The organism is uncultured Halorubrum sp. (assembly GCF_937146585.1).
Lineage (GTDB): Archaea > Halobacteriota > Halobacteria > Halobacteriales > Haloferacaceae > Halorubrum > Halorubrum miltondacostae.
The window spans coordinates 1-15,096 of sequence record NZ_CAKZRO010000067.1 but is presented as its reverse complement, the minus strand read 5'-3'; the positions used below and the strand labels follow the sequence as shown (position 1 = coordinate 15,096).

Annotated in this window: 15 protein-coding genes and 1 tRNA gene; 12 read left to right on the top strand and 4 right to left on the bottom strand. The window is 71.3% G+C overall.

The genetic code is table 11. The annotated features are described in order from the left end of the window. Positions 1 to 124: 124 nt before the first annotated feature. From Q0116_RS06055 to Q0116_RS06035, 5 genes are all read left to right on the top strand, one after another. Positions 125 to 1,909, top strand: a complete 1,785-nt coding sequence (locus Q0116_RS06055) for a PAS domain S-box protein (RefSeq protein ID WP_297886448.1) — start codon at positions 125 to 127, stop codon at positions 1,907 to 1,909. A 134-nt stretch (positions 1,910 to 2,043) separates the two neighbouring features. After that, positions 2,044 to 3,360, top strand: coding sequence for an MFS transporter (locus tag Q0116_RS06050; protein WP_297886447.1), 1,317 nt, complete (start codon positions 2,044 to 2,046; stop codon positions 3,358 to 3,360). A gap of 106 nt (positions 3,361 to 3,466) precedes the next feature. Further along, a complete protein-coding gene (locus Q0116_RS06045; protein WP_297886446.1) occupies positions 3,467 to 3,859 on the top strand; it encodes a hypothetical protein in 393 nt (130 codons plus the stop codon). A gap of 76 nt (positions 3,860 to 3,935) precedes the next feature. Beyond that, positions 3,936 to 4,214: a zinc ribbon domain-containing protein gene (locus tag Q0116_RS06040; protein WP_297886445.1), complete on the top strand. Its 279-nt coding sequence runs from the start codon at positions 3,936 to 3,938 to the stop codon at positions 4,212 to 4,214. A gap of 64 nt (positions 4,215 to 4,278) precedes the next feature. Further along, on the top strand, positions 4,279 to 4,959 hold the full coding sequence (locus tag Q0116_RS06035; protein ID WP_297886444.1) for a phosphate ABC transporter permease: 681 nt from the start codon (positions 4,279 to 4,281) through the stop codon (positions 4,957 to 4,959). Between the two features lie 19 nt (positions 4,960 to 4,978). Here the strand turns inward: Q0116_RS06035 and Q0116_RS06030 are convergent, their stop codons facing one another. Continuing rightward, entirely contained in the window at positions 4,979 to 5,836 is an 858-nt protein-coding gene (locus Q0116_RS06030; RefSeq protein ID WP_297886443.1) for a 3-hydroxyacyl-CoA dehydrogenase family protein, read from the bottom strand. 213 nt (positions 5,837 to 6,049) lie between these two features. On the opposite strand from Q0116_RS06030, the gene Q0116_RS06025 reads away from it, so the two are divergent. The 3 genes from Q0116_RS06025 (at position 6,050) to Q0116_RS06015 (ending at position 9,669) form a co-directional block, all read left to right on the top strand. Next, positions 6,050 to 6,853, top strand: coding sequence for a class I fructose-bisphosphate aldolase (locus Q0116_RS06025; RefSeq protein ID WP_297886442.1), 804 nt, complete (start codon positions 6,050 to 6,052; stop codon positions 6,851 to 6,853). Continuing rightward, entirely contained in the window at positions 6,853 to 7,746 is an 894-nt protein-coding gene (locus Q0116_RS06020; protein ID WP_297886441.1) for a class 1 fructose-bisphosphatase, read from the top strand. The genes Q0116_RS06025 and Q0116_RS06020 overlap by 1 nt, the downstream gene beginning before the upstream one ends. Before the next feature lie 111 nt (positions 7,747 to 7,857). Then, positions 7,858 to 9,669: an acyl-CoA carboxylase subunit beta gene (locus tag Q0116_RS06015; RefSeq protein ID WP_297886440.1), complete on the top strand. Its 1,812-nt coding sequence runs from the start codon at positions 7,858 to 7,860 to the stop codon at positions 9,667 to 9,669. Positions 9,670 to 9,694: 25 nt separating this feature from the next. On the opposite strand, the gene Q0116_RS06010 is transcribed toward Q0116_RS06015, so the two are convergent. Then, a complete protein-coding gene (locus Q0116_RS06010) occupies positions 9,695 to 10,243 on the bottom strand; it encodes a VTT domain-containing protein (protein WP_297886439.1) in 549 nt (182 codons plus the stop codon). 136 nt (positions 10,244 to 10,379) lie between these two features. Here Q0116_RS06010 and Q0116_RS06005 point away from each other — a divergent pair, with 136 nt between their 5' ends. Then, a complete protein-coding gene (locus Q0116_RS06005) occupies positions 10,380 to 10,928 on the top strand; it encodes a redoxin domain-containing protein (RefSeq protein WP_297886438.1) in 549 nt (182 codons plus the stop codon). Positions 10,929 to 11,027: 99 nt separating this feature from the next. Continuing rightward, entirely contained in the window at positions 11,028 to 12,119 is a 1,092-nt protein-coding gene (gfo6, locus tag Q0116_RS06000) for a D-xylose 1-dehydrogenase Gfo6 (protein ID WP_297886437.1), read from the top strand. Between the two features lie 36 nt (positions 12,120 to 12,155). On the opposite strand, the gene Q0116_RS05995 is transcribed toward gfo6, so the two are convergent. Together Q0116_RS05995 and Q0116_RS05990 are read right to left on the bottom strand one after the other, a co-directional pair. Further along, positions 12,156 to 12,998 carry an aldo/keto reductase gene (locus Q0116_RS05995; protein ID WP_297886436.1) on the bottom strand — a complete coding sequence of 281 codons (843 nt, stop codon included), beginning with the start codon at positions 12,996 to 12,998 and terminating at the stop codon, positions 12,156 to 12,158. A gap of 239 nt (positions 12,999 to 13,237) precedes the next feature. Next, positions 13,238 to 13,308: transfer RNA gene (locus Q0116_RS05990), tRNA-Gly, on the bottom strand. A 97-nt stretch (positions 13,309 to 13,405) separates the two neighbouring features. Between Q0116_RS05990 and Q0116_RS05985 the strand changes: the two genes are divergently transcribed. Next, positions 13,406 to 14,668, top strand: a complete 1,263-nt coding sequence (locus Q0116_RS05985) for a PQQ-dependent sugar dehydrogenase (RefSeq protein ID WP_297886435.1) — start codon at positions 13,406 to 13,408, stop codon at positions 14,666 to 14,668. A 179-nt stretch (positions 14,669 to 14,847) separates the two neighbouring features. Then, positions 14,848 to 15,096, top strand: a 249-nt coding sequence (locus Q0116_RS05980; protein WP_297886434.1) for a putative RNA uridine N3 methyltransferase, incomplete at its 3' end; no start/stop codon positions are given.

Here is a 15,096-nt window from a genome sequence, read left to right as displayed (position 1 = left end):
CGCGGACTTAAGAATCAGCCACGCGGACCGGAACTGAACGCGGGCCCCGGACCGCCGCGTCCACAGATCCAGATCCGATAGCCGGGTCGGTAGGCGTTTATTCGTCCCCGCCGTCTGATCGGGTATGTCCGCAGCGATCGACGTGCTACACGTCGACGACGACCCGTCGGTCCTGGACCTGACGGAGGCGTACCTCGAGCGGGAGCTCGACTCGGTAGCGGTGACGAGCGTGACCGACCCCGAGAGCGCCCTGGCCCGGCTCGACGAAGACGCCTTCGACTGCGTGATCAGCGACTACGACATGCCCGCGATGGACGGGCTGGAGCTGTTCGACGCGATCCCGGAGGAGTACCAGAAGATCCCCTTCGTGCTGTACACCGGCAAGGGGTCCGAAGAGATCGCGAGCCAGGCGATAAACGCCGGGGTCACCGGCTACTTCCAGAAGGGCGGCCCCGAGCAGCTCCGCCGGCTCGCGAACCGCGTCGATCAGGCCGTCGACGAGTACCGGACCAAGGAGATCGCGGAGCGCTACTCGACGGTCATCGAGGCGCTCGGCTACCCCGTCTACGTCGTCGATGAGACCGGCGAGTTCCGGTTCGTCAACGAGCCGTTCGCCGAGCTCACCGGCTACGAGCGCGAGGAGATCATCGGCGAGAAGCCCGGGTTCATCAAAGACGACGCGGCGGTCCAGGAGGCCGAGGACCGGCTCGGCACGATCCTCTCCTCGTCGGGCCCCGACGTCCAGCACTTCGGCGTCGACATCTTCCCGAAGGATGGCGAGCCGATCCCGTGCCGGGACCACATGGCGGCGCTCCCGTACGAGGGCGAAACCTTCGACGGCAGCGTCGGCATCCTCCGGGACGTCTCCGACGAGCGGGAGCGCCGCGAGGAGCTGGAGACGAAGACGCGCGCGCTCGACGAGGCGCCGGTCGGGATCACCGTCACTGACCCGCAACAGGAGGACAACCCGATGGTGTACGTCAACGACCGGTTCGTCGAGATGACCGGATACACCCGCGAGGAGTCGATCGGCGTCAACTGTCGGTTCCTCCAGGGACCGGACACCGAAGAGGCGTCCGTCCAGGAGCTCCGCGACGCGATCGACGCCGACGAGCCGACGTGCGTCGAGCTGCTGAACTACCGGAAGGACGGCACGGAGTTCTGGAACCGCGTCAGCATCGCGCCGATCTGCGACGCGGACGGCTCCGTCACCCACTGGGTCGGCTTCCAGGAGGACATCACGGAGTTCAAAGAGCGCGAGGAGGCCCTCGAACGCCAGAACGACCGGCTCGACTCCTTCGCCAGCATCGTCTCCCACGACCTTCGCAACCCGCTGAACGTCGCGCAGGGGCGCGTCGAGCTGGCCCGAGAGATGTCGGACGACGCGGAGAACCTCGACGCCGCGCTCGACGCGCTCGGACGGATGGAGTCGATCGTCGAGCGCACGCTCGCGCTCGCCCGCGAGGGCCACACGGTCGGCGACCCGGAGCACGTCGACCTCGCCGCGGTCGCCGACGACAGCTGGTCGACCGTCGACACCGGCTCGGCGACGCTCTCCGTCGAGACCGACCGCGAGGTGCTCGCGGACCCCGACCGCCTCCGGAACCTCTTCGAGAACCTGATGCGCAACGCCGTCGACCACGTCGGCGAGGACGTCTCGATCCGGGTCGGCGACCTGCCGGACGGGTTCTTCGTCGAGGACGACGGCCCGGGGGTCGACCCCTCGGTCGCCGACTCCCTCTTCGAGCCGGGCGAGAGCGGCACCGCGGGCAACACCGGGTTCGGCCTCGCCATCGTCGAAGAGATAGCCACGGCGCACGGCTGGTCCGTCGCGGCCACGTCCGGCCGCGACGGCGGCGCGCGGTTCGAGGTCCGCGGGGTCGACAAGCGGACGCCGGCGACCCACTGACGCGCGCGCCGTCGGCCTCCACCGGCGACCGTGCGCGCCGCCCGATCGCCTCGTAGCGCGCTGAACCGGGCGGAAAGCGGATCGACTCCCCCCGTTCACAAGCGCCTTTATCCTCCGTTTCGAACGATCGATAAATGGGGATCCTCTCCGGCGTCACCGACACCGACAGCCGCGTGATCGTGCTGGCGCTCGCGCGGATGGTCGGCGCGGCCGGGAACTCCTTCCTCATCGTGGTCCTCCCCTTATACATCACCAGCGACCTCGTCGACATCGAGGGGCTCCTCGGCGTCGAGGTCGGCGTCGGCGCGGCCGCGATCACGCTGACCGAGCCGCTGCTCATCGGGGTCGTCCTCTCGCTGTTCGGCTTCCTCAACAGCCTCTCGCAGCCGTTCACCGGGCGGCTCTCCGACCGCGTCGGGGCGAGGCGCCCCTTCGTGCTCGCCGGCATCCTCCTCTTGGGGACCGCAAGCGGCCTGTACACGGTGGCGACGAGCTATCCCGCCCTGGTCCTGCTGCGCGCGATCCAGGGGCTCGGCGCGGCGCTCATCATCCCCGCGACGGTCGCCCTCGTGAACGAGTACGCGGCGAGCGACGCCGACCGCGGCGGGAACTTCGGCGTGTACAACACGTTCCGGCTCATCGGCTTCGGCTTCGGACCGGTCCTCGCGGGCGCGGTCGTCGCGCGCGGACCGTACGACCTCTCGGTCGTCGGACTCCCGGTCCTCGACGGGTTCGACGCCGCCTTCGTCGCGGCCTGCGCCGGGGCGTACCTCAGCTTCACGCTGGTGTTCCTCCTCGTCAGGGACGCCGACGACACCGCGGAGGCGGGCGACGACGTCTCGATCCGCGTCCGCGGCGAGGACCGCCTGCTCGACCCCGTGTTCACGCTCGGGCTCGCGACCGTCGCCATGGGCGCGTGTATCGCGCTGTTCGCGACCCTCCAGAACCAGGTGAACGTCCGGCTCGACCAGCCGCCGGTGTGGTTCGGCGCGCAGTTCGCGGCCGTCACGATCGCCAACGTGATCTTCCAGGTCCCGGTGGGGCGCGCCAGCGACCGGATCGGTCGCCGGCCGTTCCTGCTCGCCGGCTTCGTCCTCCTCGTCCCGACGACGCTGCTCCAGGGGATCGTGACGGAGCCGGCGCTGATGATGCTCGTCCGGCTCGGGCAGGGGGTCGCGGTCGCGTGCGTGTTCGCGCCGTCGCTCGCGCTCGCCGGCGACCTCGCCCGCGAAGGCGAGTCCGGGACCACGCTGTCGGTGCTCACGATGGGGTTCGGCTTCGGCGTCGCGCTCGGCCCGCTGGCGTCCGGCTGGCTCTACGGCTTCGGGTTCGTCGTCCCCTTCGCGGTCGGGGCCGCGGCCGCCGCGATCGCGCTGGTCGCGGTGTTCACGCAGGTCGAGGAGACGCTGGACGTGGGCGACGAGCCGGCCGCGGCGGCGGGCGCGGACTGACGGAGCGCGGGATGGAGGCTGACCGACGAGCCGGCGTGAAATGGCGCCGACGGCGCGCGAACGGCGTTCGAGGAACGCTTATGACGCGCACCGTCGCATTGCGACCGTGCCCTCCCGACGAGCCCTCCTCGGAACGCTCGGTGTCGCGACGACGAGCGCCTTCGCCGGGTGTTCGCGGCTCCGGTCGCGCGACGACCGCGTCGACCTGACCGTGTTCAACCAGACGGACGACTCCTACGCCGTCGAGTTCGAATTCTTCGGCGACGGCGCCTCGGAGCGGGCGGCGAGAGCGTACAGCTCGTCGCTCGACGTCGGCCCGGACGGCGAGGCCACGCGGGAGGCGGTCGTCGAGGCCGGGCGGTACCTGGTCCGCTACCGCGCGTACGAAGACGACTCCCGACTCACCGACCACGGTCACGTACACCTCATACCCTCCGGAGACGGGACCGAGAGCGTCGCCTTCGACCTCCGCGAACCGGGCGAACTCGCCCGGCGGTGACGGCGGTTCCGCGGTCGGTTCCGGTCGGACCTCGCCGGTCAACAGAGCCATACCCGCCGCGGCCGAACGGGGGCGCGTGCCGAGCGACCGCGTCCACTGCGTCGAGTGCCGCGAGCCGATCCCGGGCGACGCGCGGATCTGCCCGCACTGTCGCACCATCCAGCCGTCGCCGCTGCTCGACGTCGGCGTCGTCGTCGCCGGCGTGTTCGCGCTGGTGTTCGGCGTCGTCCTGGCGGTGATGACCGTCGGGACGAGCCGGCTGCTCGGGTTCGTCCTGCTCGTCGTCGGCTTCGGCCTCGCCGTCGGCGGGTACACGCGCTACCTCGACCGGCAGGCGGCGAGCCGGGCGCGGTGAGCCGTGGCTTTCGCGTCGCCTCGGGCGCGACAATTTAAGTGCCAGCGCGCGCCACGGTACGGACATGCTCACCCCACTCAACGGCGGCCTGATCTTCGCGGGGCTCGCGCTCGCGTTCGTCGGCGCGGCGGTCTCGGTCTACGCGGTGACGCTGACGGGGCTGCTCGTCGGGGCCGGTGCCGGCTACCTGTTCGCCCCGAACGTCGTCGGCCTCGTCGCGGTCGACGGGACCGCCCTCACCGCCGGGGCGGTCGCCGTCGGCGGCCTCCTCGGGGGCTTCCTGGCGTACGCCGGGCTCTCCTTCGCGGTGTTGGGGATCGGCGGCGTCGTCGGCGGGTTCGCCGGGCGGTTCGCGGTGGGCCCGCTGTACGCGGCGGACGCGGCGGGGATCGAGGGGACGGTCCTCCTCGTCGGCGCGACGCTCGCGGGCGTCGCGGTCGGCGCGCTGTTCGGCTTCGTCCTCACGCGGACGACGCTCGTCGTCTCAACGGCGCTCATCGGCGCGGCGTTCGCCTCGCGGTCGCTCACGCCGGCGAGCTTCGAGACGGCCGCCGCCGAGACGACGGTTCAACCCCTCCTCTTCGATCTCTCCGCGCCGGCGTTCCTCGCGGTGTTCGTCCTCGGGGCGCTCTCGCAGCTCGGCCTGTTCCGGTTCGGCTACGTGACGAAGCTGGTCGGGCTCCTGCCCGGCGCCCGCCGGTGGACGGCCGACGACGACCGCGACGGCAAGGCCGAGGGGGCCTGACCGCCCGCGCCCTCGGTCGTTACTCGTACTCGTAGAAGCCGCGGCCGGTCTTCTTGCCGAGGTCGCCCGCCTCGACCTTGCGCTTGAGGAGGTACGCCGGCTTGTAGCGGTCGCCGAGCTCCTCGTGGAGCGTCTCGCTGGCGTCGAGCGCCACGTCGAGGCCGATGTGGTCGGCGAGCTCGAGCGGCCCCATCGGGACGTTCGTGCCGAGCTTCATCCCGCGGTCGATGTCGGCCTTGTCCGCGACGCCCTCGTCGTACGCGCGGATCCCCTCGTTTATCCACGGCATCAGGATGCGGTTGGTGACGAAGCCGGGCTTGTCGTCGGCCTCCCACGTCTCCTTGCCGAGGTCCTCGGCGAAGGCGTGCGCGAAGTCGACGACCGCCGGGTCGGTGCGCTCGCCCACCACGACCTCGACGCCGTCCATGATCGGCACGGGGTTCATGAAGTGGAGGCCGACCACGTCGCTTGCGCGCTCGGTCGCGCTCGCGATGGTCGTGATAGACAGCGTGGAAGTGTTCGTCGCGAGGATGACGTCGTCGTCGGTGACGCGGTCGAGGTCGGCGAACACGTCGCGTTTCACGTCGAGGTCCTCGATCACGGCCTCGACGACGAGGTCGGCGGCCGCGAGGTCGTCGAGGGCGGTCGTGCCCGTGATCCGGTCGCGGACCGCGTCGGGGTCCTCGTCGAGCGCGCCCTTCCCGGCGAGCCGGTCGAGGCTGTCCGCGACGCTGTCGAGGCCGCGTTCGACGTACTCGCCCTCGACGTCCCGCATCACCACGTCGTAGCCCGCCGTCGCCGCGACCTGCGCGATCCCGTTCCCCATCGTCCCGGCGCCGACGACGCCGACGACGTCGACCTCGGATAGTGCTCGCATGCGAACCGCTGCCGCGCCGCGGGGCGTAAGTATTGCGAAACCGCCCGTCGAACGCGTGCCGCGCGGAGAAATTAACAATTCGAGTAGTAACGAGTGGATTTGGCCGATCGCTCCTCGATCGGCGTGAACGGCCGCTCAATCGGCCGCTCGGTTTCTTTACGTCCGGCGGTTTCACCACAGCCCTTTTTATCGATGTAACGGAACTACGAACTGATGCTCCCACACGCCGCCGACAACATCTCGCGGGACGGTAAGTCGCTCATCCTGGCGTACGACCACGGCCTCGAACACGGGCCGGTCGACTTCGAGCCGAACCCGGACACGGCGGACCCGGAACGGATCTTCGAGCTCGCCACCCACGAGGCGGTCACCTCGCTGGCCGTCCAGAAGGGGCTCGCCGAGGCGTACTACCCGGCGTACGAGGACGAGGTAAACCTCCTGTTGAAGCTCAACGGGACCTCGAACCTCTGGATGGGCGAGCCGAACAGCGCGGTCAACTGTACGGCGGAGTACGCGGCCGAACTGGGGGCCGACGCGGTCGGGTTCACGATCTACGGCGGGTCGAACCACGAGGTCGAGATGGCAGAGGAGTTCCGCGAGGCGCAGGAGGGCGCCCGCGACAACGACATGGCGGTCGTCATGTGGTCGTACCCGCGCGGCCAGGGGCTCCGCAACGACGGGAGCCCGGACGTCATCTCGTACGGCGCGCGGCTCGGCCTGGAGCTCGGCGCCGACGTGGTGAAGGTGAAGTACCCCGGCTCCGCCGAGGCGATGGGCCACGCCGTCGAGATGGCCGGCCCCGCCGACGTCGTCATGTCCGGCGGGACGATGCGCGACGACAAGGCGTTCCTCCGGAACGTCTCGAACGCCATCGACGCGGGGGCCACCGGCATCGCCGTCGGCCGGAACGTCTTCCAGCGCGACGAGCCGGAACGCATCCTCGACGCCCTGGAGGCCGTGATCTTCCAGGAGGTCGACCCGGCCGAGGCGCTGGCCATCGCCGAGAGCGACGACTGATGGCGTCCCCCGACTCGACCGTCGACGCGGTGTTCGACGCGGTCGCGGCGACGGCCCCCGAGATCCGCGCCGCGCTCCCCGGCCGCCGCGTCGAGAGCGGGACGGAGAACGAGTCCGGCGAGTCGGTGCTGGCGGGCGACCTGTACGCCGACGAGCTGCTCGGCGACGCGATAACCGCGGTCGACGGCGTCGGCTCGTTCGTCAGCGAGGAGCGGGAGGCGGCGGTCGACGCGGGCGGCGCGGTCGGGAGCGGCGGAGACGAGGCGCTCGCCGTCGCAATCGACCCCCTCGACGGCTCGTCGAACCTCCGGTCGAACAACGCGATGGGCACCGTCGTCGGCGTGTACGACGCGCCGCTGCCCGCGAGCGGCCGCGACCTCGTCGCCGCCGGCTACGTCCTCTACGGCCCGATCACGACGATGGTCGTCGCCGACGAGGCGGGCGTCCGCGAGGAGGTGGTCACCGCCGACGGCGACGGCGTCGACAGGTCCGTCGTCGAGGCGGACCTGACGCTCCCGGCGACGCCGACCGTCTACGGGTTCGGGGGCCGGGTCCCCGACTGGCCCGCGGACTTCCGCGCGTACGCCCGGGCCATCGAGGACGACCTGAAGCTCCGGTACGGCGGCGCGATGGTCGGCGACGTGAACCAGGTGCTCACCTACGGCGGCGTGTTCGCCTACCCCGCCCTCCGGAGCGCGCCGGAGGGGAAGCTCCGCCTCCAGTTCGAGGCGAACCCCATCGCCTACATCGTCGAGCGCGCGGGGGGCGCGTCCTCGGACGGCTCGGGGTCGATCCTCGACGTCGAGCCCGAGGCGGTCCACCAGCGCACGCCGGTGCACGTCGGCAACGAGTCGCTGATCGAGCGGCTGGAAGCCGCCGTCGACGCGGAGTAGCGGCGCGGTGCCGCTCCGGACGAGCGGCGCGCCGCCCCGGGCTGCCGGACGACGCGAGCCGGCCGATCCCACATGGAAAACTGTTTAGGATCTACCGCAAGTCTTGCGTCCATGAAAGTCCACGTCGGCGCGGCGGCGACGCCCGAAGAGGCCGAAGCGATCGCGAAGTCGCTCGCCGAACACCTCGGCGTCGACGTCGACGTCCACGTCGGGGACGCGGAGACGCCGGCCGCCAGCGCCGAGCCGTCCGAGCCGAGCTACCCGCTCGACGACGACCTCGGCCCCACGGACCGCGAGCGCGACCTGCGCGCCGAGATAGCCGACATCCGCGAGGGCGGCCCGGAGAAGTACCGCGACCGGCTCTCAGAGCAGGGGAAGCTGTTCGTCCGCGACCGCCTCGACCTCTGGTTCGGCGGCGAGGACGGGACCCGAGGGACCGGCGACGCGGGCGCGACCGACGGCGACCCCGCGGGCGTGAAGTTCGAGGACGGGAAGTTCGCCGCCTTCGACGACTGGCACCCCGACGCCCCCGCCGGCGACGACGGCGAGGAGAACGAGCGCGGCGGCGACCGCCTCCCCGGCGACGGCCTGCTGACGGGCGCGGCCGAGTTCGAGGGGCGCGACGTCCACTTCATGGCCAACGACTTCACCGTGAAGGCGGGGTCGATGGCGTCGAAGGGCGTCGAGAAGTTTCTCCGGATGCAACAGCGCGCGCTGAAGACGGGGAACCCGGTGCTCTACCTGATGGACTCCTCCGGCGGCCGGATCGACCAGCAGACCGGCTTCTTCGCCAACCGCGAGGGGATCGGGAAGTACTACTACAACCACTCGATGCTCTCCGGCGCGGTGCCGCAGATCTGCGTCCTCTACGGGCCCTGTATCGCCGGGGCCGCCTACACGCCGGTGTTCGCGGACTTCACCGTGATGGTGGAGGGGATGTCCGCGATGGCGATCGCCTCCCCGCGGATGGTGGAGATGGTCACCGGCGAGGAGATCGATCTGGACGATCTCGGCGGGCCCCGCGTCCACGCCGAGGAGTCGGGGTCGGCGGACCTGATCGCCCGCGACGAGGAGCACGCCCGCGAGCTCGTCGCCGACCTGATCGGGTACCTCCCCGATCAGGCGGGGGAGAAGCCCCCGCAACGCGAGACGAAGCCGCCGAAGTTCTCGCCCGAGGGTATCGACGAGCTGATCCCCGAGTCGCCGAACCGCCCGTACGACGCCCACGACCTGATCGACCGGATCGCCGACGCCGAGTCGGTGTTCGAGCTGAAGGAGGGGTACGGGCCGGAGATCGTCACGGCGTTCTGCCGGATCGACGGGCGACCGGTCGGCGTCGTCGCCAACCAGCCGACGGAGCGGTCGGGCGCGATCTTCCCGGACGCCGCCGAGAAGGCCGCGGAGTTCATCTGGACCTGCGACGCCTACGAGATCCCCCTGCTGTACCTCTGTGACACGCCCGGCTTCATGGCGGGCTCGCAGGTGGAGAAGGACGCCATCTTAGAGAAGGGGAAGAAGATGATCTACGCCACCTCCTCGGCGACGGTGCCGAAACAGACCGTCGTCGTGCGGAAGGCGTACGGCGCGGGCATCTACGCGATGGGCGGCCCGGCGTACGACCCCGAGAGCGTCATCGGGCTCCCCTCCGGCGAGATCGGGATCATGGGCCCGGAGGCCGCGATCAACGCGGTGTACGCGCGGAAGCTCGCCGAGATCGACGACCCCGAGGAGCGCGCGGCCGAGGAGGAGCGGCTGCGCGCGGAGTACCGCGAGGGGATCGACGTCCACCGGATGGCCAGCGAGGTCGTCATCGACGAGATCGTGCCGCCCTCCGACCTGCGCGCCGAGCTCGCCGCGCGGTTCGACTTCTACGAGGACGTCCGGAAGGACCTGCCGGACAAGAAGCACGGGACGATCCTCTGACCGGACCAAAAGGTCGGGTTCCGGCTTACAGCGCCGCGACGAGGTCGCCGCCGAACAGCCCGACGGCGCTCTCGACGCCGAGCGCGACGGCCAGCCCGAGCCCCAAGAGCGCGCCGGCGTAGGCGGTCGACCCGAGCAGCGACGCGGCGGCGAACCGCGGCGCGGACACCGACGACGCGCTCGCGCTGGGCACCGCGAGCCACCCGCGCGTCCCGGGGACGGCGTTCGAGGCGGCGACCGCCGGGAGTCCCCACCGGTCGAGCCAACGCGTCGCGCCGTCGAGCCGGCCCGCGTCGACCGGGACGAGTCTGCTTCCGGTCGGGTCCACGTCGAACCGGCGGACGGCGACGAAGAGCAGCGACTGGCCGGTCGTCGCCCCGGCCACCGCCGCGACGAACACCGGGACGACCGCCACCGCGTCGACGCCCGCGGCGACGACCGCCGCGACGAACAGCGTCCGCGCCGGCAGCAGCTTCCCCACCAGCGCGCCCTCCAGCGCGAAGACGACGAAGACCGCGACGGCGCCGTAGGTGCCGACGAGGGCGAGCGCCGTCTCCGCGTGGGCTCCGATCACGACTGACTTCCGCGGCCCACGCGTAAAACATCCCCCGAGCCGGCTGCTCACACCTCTCAGGCCGCCCGGAACCCAACTTCGAGGCCGCCGCCCCCACCGGGAGTGGCTATTTGTCGGTCACCCGCCTCGTGGACGCATGGTCACCGTCGGCGACACCGCCCCCGACTTCGCCGCGCCAGCGGTCGACGCCGCTCCGGACGGCGACGCGGAGCGCACCGCCGCCGAGCTGGCGCTGTTCCGGCTCGTCGAGGCGCACGACGCGGTCGTCCTCTGCGTCGCGCCCGCGACGTTCGTCCCGCCCTGTACGGCGGCGCTCGCCGCGGTCCGCGACGCCGGCTGGCACGACCGCGACGACCTCGCCGCCGTCGCGCTCACCGGCGACTCGCTGTACGCGGCGTTCGCGTACGCCGACCGGTTCGCCCTCCCGTTCCCCGTCGTCGCCGACTACCACTGCGGCGTCGCCGACTCGTACGACCTCCTCGCCGACTCGTGGGAGGGGCACTCCGCTATCCCGCGGCGCGCGACGGTCGTGATCGACTGCGACTGGACGGTGCGGTTCGCCGAGACGACCGACGACCCCCTCGACCGCGCCGACCCCGCGCCGGTGGAGCGCGCGGCCGAGACGCTCCGCGAGATCGGCCTCGACGTCGACCGGCCGCGGGTGGACTACGACGGCCCGTGGTGAGCGCGGCGCGGACGACCGCGAGGGCGTCGCAGTACGTGACTCGCCCGCTGCCCCGCGGGTCGCCGTGGTTATTTGACGCCCCCGCGCGGAGGGGGCGACATGGACGCCGCCTTCGCGGAGTACCTCGACGAGTTCGCGCGCCGTGACTGGGAGACGCTCGACCCGAACGCCGTCGCCGACCCGATTCGGGTCGCGGTCGTCGGCCTCGGCTGGTTCGCTCGGGAGTGGGCGCTGCCCGGCATCGCGCGGTCGGCGTACACCGAGGCGACCGTCGTCAGCGACGTCGACGCCGGCGCGGTCGAGGCGACCGCCGCCGAGCGCGACCTGACGGGCGTCACGCCCGAGGAGCTGCGGTCGGGGACCGTCGCGGACGAGTACGACGCCGTCTACGTCGCGACGCCCAACGCGACGCACCTGGAGTACGTCGAGGCCGCCGCGGCGCAGGGGAAGGCGGTCCTCTGCGAGAAGCCGCTGGAGGTGACGCCGGAGCGCGCGCGGAAGCTGGTGGCGGCCTGTGACGACGCCGGCGTCCCCCTGATGGTCGGCTACCGGATGCAGACCGACCCCGCCGTCCGGCGGCTCCGCGACCTCCTCGACGCGGGCGTCGCCGGCGAGGTGATCCACGTCCACGCGACGATGTCGCAGACGATGCTCGGCGAACTCGGAAGCGACCACGACCAGTGGCGGCTCGACCCCGAGCTGTCCGGCGGCTGCGCGGTGATGGACCTCGGGGTCTACCCGCTCAACACGACGCGGTTCGCGCTCCGCGAGGACCCCGTTCGGGTGTCCGGGCGGACCCGCTCGGAGCACGAGGCGTTCGCCGACGTCGACGAGCACGCCTCGTTCCGACTGGAGTTCCCGGGCGACGTCGACGCATTCTGTACGGTGAGTCAGAACGCCCAGCACGCGAGTCGGCTGGAGATCACCGGGACGGACGCGAGACTCATCCTGGACCCGGCGTTCTACGAGCGCGAAGACCGGGGGTTCGCCGTCGTCCGCGACGGGACGCGGGTCGACGTCGACTTCGAGCAGGTCCACCAGATCGAAGAGGAGTTCGCCTACTTCGGCCACCAGCTGCTGGCGGACGAGCCGTTCCACGCGGACGGCAAGCACGCCCTCACGGATATGCGCGCGCTCGCCGGCGTCTACAAGTCGGCCGAGACCGGGCGGCCGGTCGAACTCAGCGACTGAATCGCGGCCTGAGGAGCGGGACCAGCGGCCGCCGACCTACCGTTCGATCCCGTACACGTCGCTCGTCCAGTCGCGGGCCGGGGTGTCGTACACCGGCGCGTCGCGGTCGCGCTCGTCGAGCCGCCGCCGGTCGGCCTCGTCGAGCTCCCAGTCGAGGTCGGCGTTGGCCCGGACGTGGTCCGGGGTCGACGAGCGCGGGAGGGGGACGACGCCGTTATCGATCGCCCACCGGACGACGACCTGTGCCGGATGCCTGTCGTACTTCTCGGCCAGCTCGGCGACGACCTCGTCGTCGAACACGTCCGTCCGCGCCAGCGGGGCCGCGGCCTCGATCACGGTGTCAGTCTCGCGGCAGTAGTCGACGAGATCCGGGCGCTGGAACCACGGGTGGAACTCGATCTGGTTGACGGCGATCGGCACGTCCGAGACGTGGTGTGCGCAGCTGAGTTGGTACGCGCTGAAGTTCGAGACGCCGACGTCGCGGACGAGCCCGCGGTCGCGAAGCTCCGCCATCGCCTGAAGCGTCTCGCGCAGTGAAATCGCGGGGTTCGGCCAGTGGATCAGGTATAAGTCGAGGTAGTCGGTGCCGAGTCGGTCGAGCGAGGTCTCGCACGACTCGATCACGGACTCGTAGTTGAGGTTCTTCGCGAGCACCTTCGAGGTCAGGAACACGTCGTCGCGGTCGACGTCGCTCTCGGCGAGGGCGTCGCCGATGGCTTCCTCGTTGTGATACCCCTCCGCGGTGTCGATATGCCCGTATCCGGCGTCGAGAGCCGCGCGCACGCTGTCTGCCGTCTCATCGTCGTCGAGGTCGTACGTGCCCAGTCCGAGCGCCGGCAGCTCCGCGCCGCTCGGGAGCGTCTTCGTTGGTACGGTCACGCGAGGGAGTTCGCCGGATCGCCGATTGAAACTACCGGTCGGGGAACTCCGTGCGACGAGGCCGGGGAGCCGTGAGGTGCCGTGCGGTCCGCGAGCGAACCCGTGTTTCCGCGGTGACTGCGACTGACACGAACCGCCCTCCGGGTCGGCTCACGACGTTAGGAACGGCACCGGCCGAGACTCCCGCGAGCGCAGCGAGCGGGAGTCAGGCCGGTGGATATTCGAGCGCAGCGAGAAGATGCACCGGCCGAGATTTGAACTCGGGTTGCAACCATGGCAAGGTTGCGTGATACCACTACACTACCGGTGCGTGCCTCGCATCCGATCGTAGCCCGGGTCGGAGATATAAGGGTTCCGAACGACGGCCGGCGGAAGGGTCATCGGTGCCGCGTCCCCACCTGTGAACCATGACTGACGGTCTCGATCGAATCGACAGACGCACCGCCCTCCGCGCGGCCGGCGGCCTCGCCGGAGCGACCGCCCTCCCCGCGCTCTCCGGCTGCCTCGGCGACTCCGGCGGCGGCGGGACCGACGGCTCCGACGGGGACGACGCCCCGCCGGACGACGGCGCGGACGTCGCGTACGACGTCGAAACCGTCGCCGAGGGGTTCGAGAACCCGTGGGGGCTCGCCTTCCTGCCCGACGACGGTCGCCTGCTGGTCACCGAGCGGACCGGAGGCATCTCGCTCGTCGACCCCGCGGACGGGGCGGTCGAGGCGGTCGCGGGTGCGCCCGAAGTGTTCGCGGAGGGGCAGGGCGGCCTGCTCGACGTTGCGGTCCACCCGGACTACCCGGACGACGCGCGCGTCTACCTCACGTACTCGGCGACGAACGGCGCGGGCGAGGCGACGACCCACGTCGGGGCCGGCCGGCTCTCGCTCGACACGAGCAACGGGCCGGCGCTGGCAGAGTTCAAGCCGATCCGCGTCGCCGAGCCGTTCCGTGGCGGCTCGAACCACTTCGGCTCGCGGGCGACGTTCGGCCCCGAGGGGTCGCTGTACGTCACGGTCGGCGACCGGCGCGACACGAACTTCGGGCCCGGCCACGTCTCGCAGGACCGGTCGAACGAACTGGGCGCGACGCTGCGGCTGACGCCCGACGGCGACCCCCACCCGGAGAACCCGTTCGTCGACGACCCGGACGCCGCGGACGCGCTGTACAGCTACGGGCACCGGAACCCGCAGGCGATGGCGGTGCGGCCCGAGACGGGGCGGATCTGGCAGTGCGAGCACGGCGAGGAGGACGGCGACGAGATCAACGTGATCGAGCGCGGGGGGGACTACGGGTGGCCGGTCGCCAGCGAGGCGTGCCGCTACGGGACCGACGACCCCTTCGCACCGGCTCACGACGAGCGCGACGGCGTGATCGCGCCGGTACACTACTGGCCCTGCGGCTCCGGCGGCTTCCCGCCGAGCGGCGCGGTCTTCTACGACGGCGACGCGTTCCCCGAGTGGGAAGGGGACCTGTTCGCGGGCACGCTCGCGGCGCAGTACCTCGGTCGGTTCACCGTCGACGGCGACGGCCTCGACGCGACCGTGACCGAGCGAGAGCCGCTGCTCGCCGACCGCGGGTGGCGCATGCGCGCGGTCGCGATCGAACCGGACACGGGACAGCTCTACGCCGCCGTCGACGACGCCGACGCGCCGATCGCGCGGATCGTCCCGACGTGACACGGGTCGTCCCGGCGTGAGGGATCGGGTCCGCGGCAGCGTCGGTCCGTGTGACGAGTTGGCTCGGATCTGCGGGCGGAATCCCCGCGCAGACCCCGTGTGAACGCGGCACAGCCGGAGATCGGGACCGCTATCCTTTTACGGTGGCGTCCGGAATCGAGGGTTACAGTCTCGCCACGATGCGTACCGAAGACGGACTCACGATATGTGTTCCGTCTTCGCTCGTCCGGGAAGCCGAGGACGACCGCGAGGCGACTCGCAAACTCGGCTACGTCGCCCGTGCGGCGGCGGTGTTCCGGGCGGATCGGCTCGTGGTCTTCCCCGACCGGGAAGGCGACGGGCGACGGGGCGGGGAGTACGTCCGCACCGTGCTGGGGTACGCCGCGACGCCGCCGGAGCTCCGAAAGGACCTCTGGGGTGAGCGCGAC

Coding starts and splice junctions, on each gene's coding strand:
- Q0116_RS06055 (WP_297886448.1), top strand. CDS start 125: ATGTCCGCAGCGATCGACGTGCTACACGTCGACGACGACCCGTCGGTC.
- Q0116_RS06050 (WP_297886447.1), top strand. CDS start 2,044: ATGGGGATCCTCTCCGGCGTCACCGACACCGACAGCCGCGTGATCGTG.
- Q0116_RS06035 (WP_297886444.1), top strand. CDS start 4,279: ATGCTCACCCCACTCAACGGCGGCCTGATCTTCGCGGGGCTCGCGCTC.
- Q0116_RS06030 (WP_297886443.1), bottom strand. CDS start 5,836: ATGCGAGCACTATCCGAGGTCGACGTCGTCGGCGTCGTCGGCGCCGGG.
- Q0116_RS06025 (WP_297886442.1), top strand. CDS start 6,050: ATGCTCCCACACGCCGCCGACAACATCTCGCGGGACGGTAAGTCGCTC.
- Q0116_RS06020 (WP_297886441.1), top strand. CDS start 6,853: ATGGCGTCCCCCGACTCGACCGTCGACGCGGTGTTCGACGCGGTCGCG.
- Q0116_RS06015 (WP_297886440.1), top strand. CDS start 7,858: ATGAAAGTCCACGTCGGCGCGGCGGCGACGCCCGAAGAGGCCGAAGCG.
- Q0116_RS06005 (WP_297886438.1), top strand. CDS start 10,380: ATGGTCACCGTCGGCGACACCGCCCCCGACTTCGCCGCGCCAGCGGTC.
- gfo6 (WP_297886437.1), top strand. CDS start 11,028: ATGGACGCCGCCTTCGCGGAGTACCTCGACGAGTTCGCGCGCCGTGAC.
- Q0116_RS05985 (WP_297886435.1), top strand. CDS start 13,406: ATGACTGACGGTCTCGATCGAATCGACAGACGCACCGCCCTCCGCGCG.